Here is a 12505-nt window from a genome sequence, read left to right as displayed (position 1 = left end):
AGTGGCGCTGTGGATGCAGCGCCTAAATTCAGGAGGTTATTTATATGACTGCATCGGTTAAACCTGACAAGTCAGATAAAGCTCAAGAAGTCGCTTCAGATCAGGTTGTCGGAGAATCAGTTATTACCCGAAAACAGACAGCTGTTTATGTGTATGAAGCGCCATTACGTTTATGGCACTGGGTCACCGTCTTTTCGATTATCACGCTTTGCGTAACTGGCTATTTTATTGGTGTTCCTTTGCCAACGATGCCGGGTGAAGCAATTGATAACTATCTTATGGGTTATATCCGCTTTGCGCATTTTACAGCGGGATATATCGTAACTATTGGATTCCTAGGCCGGATTTACTGGGCGTTTGTGGGCAACCATCATGCACGTGAATTGTTTGTGCCGCCGTTCTTTAGCGGTAAATTCTGGAAAGAAGCATGGCATGAGGTACGCTGGTATCTGTTCTTGGAGAAGACTCCGAAGAAATATATCGGCCACAACCCATTGGCTCAGGTGGGGATGTTTTTCTTCTTCGTGCTCGGCATGATGTTCATGATCGTCACAGGATTTGCTTTATACGGAGAAGGCCTTGGTCAGGGTAGTTGGGCAGATACTATGTTTGGCTGGGTTATCCCACTGATGGGGCAGAGTCAGGATGTACATACTTGGCACCGCCTAGGTATGTGGTATCTGATCACGTTTATCCTGATCCACGTTTACGTGGCGATTCGAGAAGATATTATGTCGCGCCAGAGTCTAATCTCGACCATGATTGGTGGATGGCGAATGTTTAAGGACGACCGTCCAGATTAATATTGGGTCAATGAACATATCAGAACCGGGCAATAGCCCGGTTTTTTATCTAAAGGTTATTTTCGTGCGCACGTTAAAGCTACAAAGCGGCTAACGCCAGTGAATCCAGTATGTGTATTCAATTCGGTTTGAAAGATTAAGCGTTTTTTGAAAGTCAGGACTGGGGGATTTTGAACATTGAAAGCCAGTAAATTCAGGTTCGCTCCAGCCAGTCATTCCTCCCATATAATCTCTGCGATAGCCCCAATGACCACAAGATAAAACAGTATCGAATTGGCTTTCTCTTTCACAGACTGCACAGGTTTCAAACTGAACCTCAATGTCCTTACCTTCAATGCCCCAACTATCGGAAACATAGGGGGTGTCATAAAGAGCAACAGCAGAGTCAAGGTACGGCCGACCTTGCCAAGGTTTGTCGGAATCATCTACGGGGGTTTTATGTAGGCCGTAACCGTGCTCAAGAGGGGCTCTGTCGTAAAAAGGCATGCTGAATTGATCAGGTACATCAATCTGAATGTGTTTCTCTCCGGGTAGGAGTTTAGCTGTTGTTCTGCGGACTTGTAATAGTCTGAAGTGATCGCAATCAGCTAGATTTAACCCGTCCACCTTACCACTAAAATTGCTTTTAAGATGAATCTCTATACCTATTCCTGTTGAATTGTCGCTCGCAATGTATTTAGCATTACTACGGCTGCTGTGATACCAAGGTTTGGAAAGGATAAGAGAGCCAATTGCTTCGTTTTGGAAGATGACAGGGCAGGTCTGCCCGATAACTAACTCAGCTGCTGCAAGACAGTTAGAAGTCATTAATATGGTAACTGTTGTAATAAATACCTTGTATGTCATTCTTACTCCAATCAGGTCAGGCTGAATTGGTTGCTTTTAATGAAGGTATATACAAAGCATAGACGTTTTCAGGGTTTTGCAAGTTTTCAAATCAAGAGGATATGAAATGAGTTCTGTGCACAATCAAATTAATTACATTGAGTTACCTGCAAATAATTTAGGAAACACTAAGCGCTTTTACGCTGACCTTTTTGACTGGAAGTTTACCGACTACGGGCCTGAATATTGTGCTTTTGATGGCGCAGGATTGGCGGGTGGCTTTTATAAAGCTGATCTGAAATCCAATTCAAGTAATGGTGCTGCATTGGTGGTTTTGTATAGTACAAACCTCGAGGCGAGTCAGGCGCTAATCGAATCAGCTGGTGGTGAGATCAAAGTGCCAATTTTCAGTTTTCCCGGCGGACGACGTTTTCATTTTCTTGATCCGAATAGCAATGAATTAGCTGTTTGGTCAGATAAAGAATAAAGCCGTGATATCGATTTAAAGCTGGTTAGCTTTACGGTACCGACCTTGGTAATCAAAAATTCTCTCTTGTACACGCCAATAGTGCTTTTGCTCGCGTCCGATGACAAAATCTGGTGCGACTAAAAGCGATTCATAAGCTATCGCTTCTTCTATGTTTGAAAAGTTTTGCGGCGCTTGGCTATTTGCAACCCGGCGCCCAAAGATCTCATTAAAGCGTTTTAGCTGGGCTGGCTTCGCAAAATCGAAGCTCTCTTTCAGCTCTTCACCTTCCTCACCATGATAAATAACCTGAAGCTTGGACTGATTCCGGATCAACGATAACCCCGCACATCGGATCACCATGGCATCTTTCAGTTTCAGTGCATCTTTTAATTGATCGTCTGGGTCGATAATCGCTTTAGTGCACTGATGGCATTTGCGGGCAGCAATATCATTTTCAGCATTACAGTGAGGACATTCTTTAAACCTAAAGCGGAAATCACACTGCTCTGATGGGGTATCGATATCATCGCTTTCAAGCAGTCCTTTGCAGCGTCGGCCATGATGCTCAATTACTTTGCCATCGCTGTCTGTTTTACCCCAAAAGATATTGGCAAAGCCACAGGAAGGGCAAAATACTTGTACGGGTTCGGAATCAGGGGAAGGGCGCTTTTCACCCACTTCTGGATGGTGCAGATTATAGTTGTTGCCTGCGTAGTCGATGACTAAGCAATCTTTCTTTCCAGGCGCTAGCCTAAGACCGCGCCCAACAATCTGTTGATACAGACTAACGGATTCGGTGGGCCTTAAAATTGCAATAAGGTTGACATGGGGTGCATCAAATCCAGTTGTAAGAACGGAGACGTTAACCAGATACTTAATTTTTTTAAGTTTGAAGTTACTGATCAACCGGTCTCGATCTTCGCTGGTGGAAGCGCCAGTGATTAAAGCCGTTTGATCTTCTGGAAGGTAAGTGCTGATCTCTTTAGCGTGATCAACTGTTGCTGCAAAAATCATCACGCCTTGGCGATCTTTCGCACGTTCAATCACTTGTTCAATGATCGCTCTGGTGACGCGATTGTATTTTGTTAGCAGATTATTGATATCTTTTTCAGCATAAGTGCCAAATGCGGTTTGATCTAAGGCTGAAAAGTCATACTGAGCGACCGCGGCATCTTCCATTTCTGGAGGGGTTAAGTAGTTACGGCTAATCATGTAACTCAGTGGGAGCTCGTAAATACAGTTACGAAATGGTTTTTCCTGTTCGCTTCTAACAAAACCGCGATAATGCTGCTGATAGATCCAGCCCATACCCATTCTATAAGGTGTAGCTGTTAAGCCAAGTACTTTTAAGTTGGGGTTGATCTCTTGGAGTTTGCTGATGATTCGTCCGTACTGGCTATCTTCGTCGTCATTAATGCGATGGCATTCATCGACGATCAGTAATGAGTATTCGTTATTAAAAAGATCAATATTTGCCGCGACAGATTGCACACTGGCGAACGTAACCTGCTTTTCGATCTCTTTGCGACTCAATCCCGCTGCAAAGATGCCGCCTTCTAAACCATAGCTTTCATATTTAGCGTGATTTTGCTCGACCAACTCTTTGACATGAGCGAGCACCATAATCTTTTTACGTGCTAAGCGAGCAAGTTCTGCTATGACAAGACTTTTTCCGGCACCTGTTGGTAGCACGATAACAGCAGGAGCGTCCGATTTGCGAAAGTGCTCTAATGTCGCATCAACGGCTTCTTGTTGATAGGGGCGTAGGGAAAAGGTTTTGGTCATTGTCGCTAAAGATAAATAATAGAGATGGGGATAATACTCTAAATTTTTATCGCGGAACTACATATAAAAGAAACCGGCCTAAAAAGGCCGGTTTAAAGTATCGCAGCGATTAAGAAGGGGGGTTAATCGTCTGCGTCGTCCTGATCAAACCGGGTCATAAGGTCACGCAATAGACCGAAGTTATCATCCAGTTTGCTCTGGGATTCTTCATCAGCATCTTTATAGCGGATATCTTGATGTATTAAGCTGTCCAACAGGTCGACCCCGAACAATGAACTGTCTTCTAAGAACGCCAAAGCTGGGTTAGAAACCAAGCTATCGAAGTTGTTCATCATCTGGCCTAAATGGCGGCCATTATTGCCTAATGGGTTATCTAGTTGTTGAACTTGCTCATAAGCAGCTACCGCTGAGTAACTTGCTGATTGAGTCATAGTTACATTCAAGTTCATCAACTCGGATTTGTCCATTTCAAATTCAGCTGCTTGTTCAAAAGCGTCTTGAACATCACCACTGAAGAAGTCTTCTGCAATAAGATTGATATCCTGAATTAGGGTTGTCAACGCGTCTAATTCGTCTTCGTTAAGGTCGCCCTCAACGCTGAAGCTGTAACTACTGCTTGCACTTCGCTCAAGGCCAAAGGAAATTGCACTGCTATTGCCGTCAGAATAAGCCCCTAAAGAGGCGGTTTGACTTGCCTCGCTGTTGAAACGTATGGAAACTTTGTCTCCTTCTTGAGTCATAACATCAAGGGAGAAAGATTCAGCTTTGGAATAACGTTCAGCAGCCGAGATAGAGGTCTGGCGTGTGGACGCTGTTTCGTTGGTAGGCGCAAGGCCGGCCAGCGCTTCGAACGTCAGATCTTTGGTTTGCTCGATTGTTGCGGAGATATCAGGGGTCAGCATATTGAGATCTTCTAGAATCTCAGTTGCTTCTTTGAAACCTTTTTCTACACCTGAAACTGCCGCTTTATACATACGGTCTAGGTCAGCATCAGAAGCACCGCGTGCACGGGCTTGTTCAAGGCCTTGTGCTACAAAGTCGGAGATACGTGATGCAACTTTTTCCGGAGAGTAATCATTAGCGTCGAGGCTTTTCATCTCTGATGCACTCATGCCCGGAATGTTTTCTGCTAGTTTGGCTACTAACTTATCTGCCGCAGATGCAGAACGACCGTCGCTATCTTTACCATCAGCAAACCCACCAGTGACCAGTGTTTCCTGGCGAACCTGAGAGTAGGCTGCTTGGCTACTTAATAGAACTTGCACGGTGTTTTCCTCCACAGACAAAGAGGATCAAATGATCCCAGTATTTTAGTTGTACTACTAAATATAAGAGGGTTATCGACGTTTTGTTGAGGGACTTTAATAAAAAGCACAGGTGATGAAATTGTTTCATCTAAGAGTCACAGGGAAGCAATATAAATTACTTCCCATTTTGGATAATCGACTCAGCAATTTCGATCTTATCATTGGGGCCTTGAAGAATAATGATATCGCCTTGTTGTATGTGAGTATCGCCACTCGGGCTGTGTTCAGAATGGTCTCCGCGACGAATCATTGCAACAGATACTTGGTGTTTTGATAGAGGGATCTCACGTAAAGATTTTCCGACCGATTTGCAGTTATTTTCAATTTGAACAGGGTGCAGGATCTCTTTCATACGTCCGCGACTGTCTATTTTTTCAGAATGCTGCCCATGGTAGTAGCCATGTAGCAGGTTGTAACGTTCGGCTCGGACCTGGTTAATTTGCTGTTCAATTTGTTGATGGTTGATACCCAACATAGATAAAACGTGGGAGACCATCATCAGGCTGCCTTCCAGTGCTTCCGGAATGATTTCGGTTGCTCCTGCAATCTGGAATGCTTCTATCTGCGAATCATCGCGTGTTCTGACCAATATAGGCAGTGTTACAAAGCGTGTGCGGATATGCTTTAGTGCTTGCATCGCTGTTTCAGCTTCTGGAAAGCTAAGAATTAACATTCGAGCACGATCAGCACCAACGGCAGCCATTACATCATCACGCTTCGCATCGCCAAAACAGATGTGTTCCCCAGCGGTAGCAGCTTCCATAACTCGCACAGGATCATTATCCACGACAATGTAAGGAATGTTTGCTTGGTCCAAAAACCGCGCGATAATCTGCCCGACACGGCCGAAACCACAAATGATTACATGTTTATCTAGGTTATGTGGGTTTAATTGGCTGGCATCAGGTAATTTCTGCTGTTTTGATTCAATGGGATCGTCTTTGTGCAACCAGCGGCTGAGACTGTAGGTGTGGTTCATCAAAATCGGCGTCACAATCATGCTGATGATAATCGTCGACACTACGATGGTATTGATATCAGGCTCAATCAGATTATTACCTAAGGCTAAAGCTAATAGAGCAAAACCAAATTCACCCCCTTGGCTAAGGCTTAAACCCGCTCTTAAGGCATTTACTGGGTCTTTATGCAGCAGCGTACCTAGGAGAGTGATAATAAAGGTCTTTAAGAGGATTAAGCTGATGCTAAATAGAATGATCCAATACCAGCTATCAATCAGTGCTGAAAGATCTAATTGCATGCCGACAGAAACAAAGAATAGTCCCAATAGTACATCCCTGAATGGGCGTATATCTGCTTCTAGTTGATATCTATAGCGGCTCTCACCCAGCATCATGCCTGCTAAAAAGCCACCGAGCGCCATGGATAGTCCTGCTGCGTGAGTAATCCAAGCGGCCAAAAGGGCAGCAGCTAGTGTAGTCAGAACAAAAACATCACTGGAGCCACTGCGTGCAGATTCATGAAACAGTAGTGGCATCACAATATGGCCGACCAGTAATAAGATAATCAGTAGAGTTGACCCTTCCAGAAGCATCAAGGCTACTTCGGCACTGTCTATCTCTGTCGCAGAACTGCTCAGAGTCGGTACGACGATGAGAAAAAATACCGCGGCTAGGTCTTGGAATATTAATGTGCCGACGGAAAGCTGACCGTGAGGGCTATTTAGTTCATCCCGCTGAATCAGTTCGCGGCTAACAATAGCTGTCGACGATAGTGCGAGTGCACCAGCGATAACTAAGGATGTTGTTTGAGGAAGACCAAAAAGGTTACAGATAGCCATCAAACAGACAGCAGTGATAATGACCTGCAAACTACCAAGTCCAAATACAGCCTTGCGCATTGCAAACATACGCGAGACTGAGAACTCTAGACCGAGCATAAAGAGTAGGAATACGACCCCAAGCTCGCTGAGAAGCTCTATGCTATGGGTATCTTTGATGACACCTAAACTATAGGGGCCAACAATAGCGCCCACACTAAGATAAGCTAGGAGAGGAGGGAGCTTGATACGTCGGAACAGGGTTGTGGCAACAACGGCACAACAAAGAATGACCAAGAATTGCTCGAAAAAACCCTGTGACATGCGTATCCCTTACTACATGAAGACACTTTGATGTGCTATTTGATTACCACATCAGGTCGTCTGGAATCTTATAATCCGCGTATGGATCGTCTTCTTCTGGCTCTTCTTCTGGCTGAACGCGGATAACGTAATTTGGAAGACGTTGTTCAATCTTCTCTGCAAATTTATCCGGGATCAGGTAAAACTTCTCATCTAAAGCTGCAATCGCTACTTGGCCGCGGAACAATTGGCCTTGGATTAGCGAAGTAACATACATGGTTTTAACTTTATTATCGTATACAAAGTTATAACTTACTTCGGCATCTTCTGGCAGTTCGATCTGTTGCTGCGTGATCATTTGACGACATTGCGCTTCAATCTCTTTATTGCGGCGCTCATCGTCCCTTTGACGATTTAGTTCACGATCATGCTCTTGCTTAGCTTTACGCTGCTCTTCTAGCGCCTGCTTTTTTTCAGCTTGCGTATCAACAACTTGCTGGCCCGATTTACGTGCTTTTTTAGCTTTTTTGTTTTGCTTACGCTTTTCACTATCTGCTTGCTTCGCTTTTTTCTGGTCAACCAGCCCCATATTTAGCAACTGATCTTTAAGTGAACCTGCCATAACTTACTCGTAATACTCCTGTTGGTTATTATGGGAACTATAACAAAAGTTAACGCTACTATTTAAAAAATAACGGAAAATAGATCAAATCCAGTAGGGATAAGGCTTGTTCGCCTATGGGCTTAAGCGTACCCTGCACCTGCAATCATTTTATAGCTGGATTTTTTATGTCTGAACATGATCTAACACACCCTTTTGAGCGGTTAACGCCCTCATTTTTGATGGATGCAGTTGAGAGCCAAGGGCATTGGTGTGATGGTCGAATATTTCCTCTCAATAGCTACGAGAACCGTGTCTATCAGGTTGGCATAGAAGACCAAGAGCCGATGATTGCGAAGTTCTATCGCCCTCAGCGTTGGAACCGAGAGCAGATTTTAGAAGAGCATGACTTTAGTTTCGATCTAGCTGAACATTCCTTACCAGCGGTTACGCCTTGGAGTAATGAAAATGGTGAGACGTTGTTTGAGTATGAAGGGTTCATGTTTTCTCTGTTTCCACGAAGAGGTGGGCATGCACCTGAGCTAGATAACTTAGATAATCTTTTTACCTTAGGGCGTTTATTGGGCCGGATGCATCTGGTGGGTGCAGCAAAGGGTTTTGTTCATCGCCCGACTTTAACGAGTCAGACATTTGGTCATGAAAGTGTTTCATTTTTAAGTGAAAATTTTATTCCAGCAGAGCTAAAACCTGCTTACGATTCTGTCGCTAGAGATCTCCTACAGGGTGTCGATGAAATCATAAAAGCCTGTGGTGAGATAGATCACCTTCGTGTTCATGGCGATTGTCATTCAGGCAATATGCTATGGCGTAATGATGCACCTCATTTTGTCGATTTCGATGATGCTCGCATGGCACCGGCTATGCAGGATATTTGGATGCTGCTCTCGGGCGATCGTCATGAACAGACACAACAGTTGTCAGAAATAGTTGATGGTTACAACGAGTTTTACGATTTCAAACTCAAAGAGCTACGCTTGATTGAGGTGCTTCGTAGCCTACGGATAATGCACTATAGTGCTTGGCTTGGCCGCCGCTGGGAAGATCCTGCGTTTCCACACAGTTTCGGGTGGTTTAATACTGAACGTTACTGGGGGGAGCATATCCTCCAGCTACGAGAGCAATTAGCTTTATTAGATGAAGACCCATTAAAGCTACTCTAGGTATTTTTACGAATCAGGGTTCCAGTTGCTTAGTGGTTACAACGCGATTTCTTCCACGATCTTTAGCTAAGAACAGGGCTTCGTCTGCGCCACTGACGAGTTGGTCGTAATTGGTGTAGCTAGAATCCAGAGTAACGCAGCCTAAGCTTGCGGAAAGCGTGTGATAAGCACCACGTAAGTTAATTTTTGCATTCAGTACTTTTCTAATTCTTTCAGCACAAGCTTGAGTGCTAACCTCGTCACTATGAGGTAATAAAATAATAAACTCTTCGCCGCCATAACGCGCTGCTATATCACCTACGCGTAACATAGATTGGATTAATCGTGCGGATTTTTTCAGCACATAATCACCAGCTTGATGTCCATGGTTATCATTAATTTGCTTAAAAAAATCTAAGTCGATCATGATGATGGAGAGAGGAAGTTGATATCTTTGTGCTCTTTGAATTTCTATCTCTGTTATTTCTCTGAAGTGCTGTCGATTAAATAATGATGTTAGAGGGTCAGTGATCGAACGCTGATAGGTTTTGTTCAGGAGGCTGCATGTAAAACCACTGAGTAAGCCCAGAATTAATGAACCTAGAGCCGCCCAACCCGTTAAGTACGAGGCCGGTATACCATGAACATGGTTATCGATTTTAAGCTGGGCTGATAATTGCCAAAATCCACCAGGTACCTCAATAAAGCTGCTTAGATATTCATCTTCAAAGACCGATGGAGAACCGAAAAAGACTTTACCTTGCTTCCCTTTAGCATCACTTCCGCGGATGGCATAAGTAGCCAGATCGTCACTTAGAATAAGCCCTGTTTCTTGTAAAATTTTATCTAAGTCTATGATCAGTGTGATAAAACCCCAGAACTGGGTGTCAATGCCTTCACGGTTGTAAAGGGGCTGCCTAGCAATCACTCCTCGACCGCCCTGAATAAGATCTAAAGGGCCTGCCATAATCATCTCTTTAGACTCAATTGAGCGTTCGACGATGTTTTTTTGTTCTGGAATTTTACGAAGGTCTAAGCCAATTACTTTACTGCCATCAATAACAGGGTAGATATGCTGGATGATGGCATCAGGTGCAAGTTGAGCTTGCCGTATTGTGGCTCGAGTGGATAAAAAGCGCGTAGCCAGTATTTGAAATTCGCTTTCATCGATATTGTTTTTAAGCAGAAGAAGGGATTCAAGTGCTTCAATAATGATGAGGTTATCGGACAATGCCATCTGGATACGAGAGGAGAAGTAGTTGATTCTAGCTTCTACTTGCGCTTTATCTTGTCGGTCGTGGATATTGTGATCTAACTTAACTAGCCACCCAGAAGTAAAAAATGCGAATGCGGTGACGATAAGGCCTACTAACCAAGGTAAACAAAATCGAAGTGTTAATTTCTGCATGCTTTTCACGCACCACTACAAGTTCCGGTGAATATACATAAGCGTAGCTGTTTTTCTGGAATGATAGACACGTTTAGATTACTCTTGAACTGTTTTTATATACAGTATATTGAGCATGCGTTTATTCATAGCCGAAAAACCAAGTTTAGGGCGAGCCATTGCAGATGTTCTTCCTAAGCCATTGAAAAAAGAAGAAGGGTGTATCCGGGCCGCTAACGGTGATGTAGTCAGTTGGTGTTTCGGTCATCTTCTCGAACTGGCTGAACCTAGCGAATATGACCCTCGCTTTAAACAATGGAATCTACAACACCTTCCTATTGTTCCTTCTGAATGGAAGATGCAGGCCAAGCCAAAAACGCGTAAGCAGATAGCGTTACTAAGAAAACTCTGTAAAGAGGCTGAAGAGCTTGTTCATGCAGGAGATCCTGATCGTGAAGGGCAGCTGTTGGTCGATGAAGTAATCGACTTTCTTAAACTGCCTCAATACAAGCGACAAAGCATGAAACGCTGCCTGATCAGCGACCTCAACCCAAGTGCTGTGAAGAAAGCAATTGCGCAGTTAAGAGATAATCGCGAGTTTATCCCCCTTTCTGTATCAGCTTTGGCCCGGAGTCGAGCTGATTGGTTGTATGGTATAAATCTAACCAGAGCATACACATTGCAAGGGCAATCTGCGGGTTATCAAGGGGTTTTATCAGTTGGACGGGTACAGACGCCTGTATTGGGATTGGTGGTAAGACGTGATCAGGCGATCGATGACTTCAAAGCCAAACCATTTTATGAAGTCTTAGCTCGTCTCAAGACAGATACTGAAGAGAGATTTAAAGTTAAGTGGCAGCCGAGTGAAGCTTGTCAAAAATGGCAGGATGAAGAAGGGCGAGTACTCTCTAGACCATTAGTAGAAAACGTAGCTGGGCGTATTACAGCTAAACCGTGTGAAGTAGCTGCTGTAGAGAAAAAGCCTAAAAAGGCTGGGGCTTCACTCCCTTACAATTTATCTGCGTTGCAGATCGATGCGAATAAACGTTTTGCTTTAAATGCTCAGCAAGTTTTGGATACCTGCCAAAGTTTGTATGAAAAACATAAGCTAATTACTTATCCGCGTTCTGACTGTCGCTACTTACCCCAAGGGCACTTTGCTGAGGGCGCTCAAGTATCTTCAGCTGTCTTTAAGCATTGTCCTCAGTTTCAACAGCATCAAAGGCTGATTGACTTAAACAAAAAAGGAAAGGCTTGGAATGATCGCAAAGTCGAGGCCCATCATGCGATTATTCCGACCAGTAAAACTGTAGATTTTTCTCGCCTTAATAAAACAGAGCAGCAAGTGTATGAGCTGGTGGCTAGGCAGTATCTGATCCAGTTTATGCCAGACCACCGCTATTCAGAAACACGAGTCGAGGTGTTGATTGAAGGCGGTAGGTTTACTGCTTCAGCCAAACAAGTACTCGATGTCGGGTGGAAAGTCCTATTTGGTAAAAAAGAGGGCGAAGACGATCAAGCACAGCTACCGAATCTCACTGTAGGTCAGACGCTTTATTGTGAGGAAGGAGAGGTCATAGACAAAGAGACTCAGCCACCTAAACCTTTTACCGATGCCACGCTGTTAGCAGCCATGACAGGTATTGCGCGATTTGTTGAAGATGCCGATGTTAAAAAGGTCCTTAAAGAAACCGATGGTTTAGGCACTGAAGCGACTAGAGCAGGCATCATCGAATTACTGTTTAAACGGGGTTTCTTACAGCGTCAGGGTAAAACCATTCGGAGTACAGAAGCAGGCAGAGCGCTAATAAATAGCCTCCCAGATAACGCGAGTAAGCCTGATATGACTGCTCGTTGGGAGGCTTCATTAAATGATATCAGTGAGCAGAAATTAAATTATCAAACGTTTATGCAGCCTTTAACTGATGAGATCTCTTCGATGATTCAGAAGGCCAGTAGTATGGATGTGCAACTGCTGCGGAATATAAAGCAGCAGCCGAAACCTGCCTATAAGAAAACACGTAGAAGGAAGGCAAAACCCAAGGCTAAAGCCAAAGCTTAAGTTGATTAAAGCTATCTAGTTGGGCA

Annotated in this window: 10 protein-coding genes; 4 read left to right on the top strand and 6 right to left on the bottom strand. The window is 44.1% G+C overall.

The features are described from left to right. Positions 1 to 44 precede the first annotated feature (44 nt). Positions 45 to 803, top strand: a complete 759-nt coding sequence (gene cybH, locus ACMXYR_RS09035; RefSeq protein WP_415901302.1) for a Ni/Fe-hydrogenase, b-type cytochrome subunit — start codon at positions 45 to 47, stop codon at positions 801 to 803. Positions 804 to 893: 90 nt separating this feature from the next. On the opposite strand, the gene ACMXYR_RS09030 is transcribed toward cybH, so the two are convergent. Then, entirely contained in the window at positions 894 to 1649 is a 756-nt protein-coding gene (locus tag ACMXYR_RS09030; RefSeq protein ID WP_415901301.1) for a hypothetical protein, read from the bottom strand. Between the two features lie 106 nt (positions 1650 to 1755). Here ACMXYR_RS09030 and ACMXYR_RS09025 point away from each other — a divergent pair, with 106 nt between their 5' ends. Beyond that, positions 1756 to 2115, top strand: a complete 360-nt coding sequence (locus ACMXYR_RS09025) for a VOC family protein (protein ID WP_415901300.1) — start codon at positions 1756 to 1758, stop codon at positions 2113 to 2115. A gap of 15 nt (positions 2116 to 2130) precedes the next feature. Here ACMXYR_RS09025 and ACMXYR_RS09020 read toward each other — a convergent pair whose 3' ends face one another. The 4 genes from ACMXYR_RS09020 to ACMXYR_RS09005 form a co-directional block, all read right to left on the bottom strand. After that, positions 2131 to 3882 carry a DEAD/DEAH box helicase family protein gene (locus ACMXYR_RS09020; protein ID WP_415901299.1) on the bottom strand — a complete coding sequence of 584 codons (1752 nt, stop codon included), beginning with the start codon at positions 3880 to 3882 and terminating at the stop codon, positions 2131 to 2133. A 122-nt stretch (positions 3883 to 4004) separates the two neighbouring features. After that, entirely contained in the window at positions 4005 to 5147 is a 1143-nt protein-coding gene (locus tag ACMXYR_RS09015; RefSeq protein ID WP_415901298.1) for a DUF5610 domain-containing protein, read from the bottom strand. Positions 5148 to 5304: 157 nt separating this feature from the next. Then, positions 5305 to 7290, bottom strand: coding sequence for a cation:proton antiporter (locus ACMXYR_RS09010; RefSeq protein ID WP_415901297.1), 1986 nt, complete (start codon positions 7288 to 7290; stop codon positions 5305 to 5307). Between the two features lie 43 nt (positions 7291 to 7333). Continuing rightward, on the bottom strand, positions 7334 to 7891 hold the full coding sequence (locus tag ACMXYR_RS09005; RefSeq protein ID WP_415901296.1) for a DUF2058 domain-containing protein: 558 nt from the start codon (positions 7889 to 7891) through the stop codon (positions 7334 to 7336). Positions 7892 to 8058: 167 nt separating this feature from the next. Between ACMXYR_RS09005 and ACMXYR_RS09000 the strand changes: the two genes are divergently transcribed. Further along, positions 8059 to 9051, top strand: a complete 993-nt coding sequence (locus ACMXYR_RS09000; RefSeq protein WP_415901295.1) for a serine/threonine protein kinase — start codon at positions 8059 to 8061, stop codon at positions 9049 to 9051. A gap of 13 nt (positions 9052 to 9064) precedes the next feature. Here ACMXYR_RS09000 and ACMXYR_RS08995 read toward each other — a convergent pair whose 3' ends face one another. Continuing rightward, on the bottom strand, positions 9065 to 10438 hold the full coding sequence (locus ACMXYR_RS08995; RefSeq protein WP_415901294.1) for a diguanylate cyclase: 1374 nt from the start codon (positions 10436 to 10438) through the stop codon (positions 9065 to 9067). A gap of 115 nt (positions 10439 to 10553) precedes the next feature. Between ACMXYR_RS08995 and ACMXYR_RS08990 the strand changes: the two genes are divergently transcribed. Next, complete coding sequence (locus ACMXYR_RS08990) at positions 10554 to 12479, top strand: DNA topoisomerase III (RefSeq protein WP_415901293.1); 1926 nt, start codon at positions 10554 to 10556, stop codon at positions 12477 to 12479. Positions 12480 to 12505: the final 26 nt, after the last annotated feature.

The sequence above is a fragment of the Neptuniibacter sp. QD29_5 genome, assembly GCF_047778125.1.
Classification (GTDB): Bacteria; Pseudomonadota; Gammaproteobacteria; order Pseudomonadales; family Balneatricaceae; genus Neptuniibacter.
This window is presented reverse-complemented; position numbering and strand designations above follow the sequence as displayed.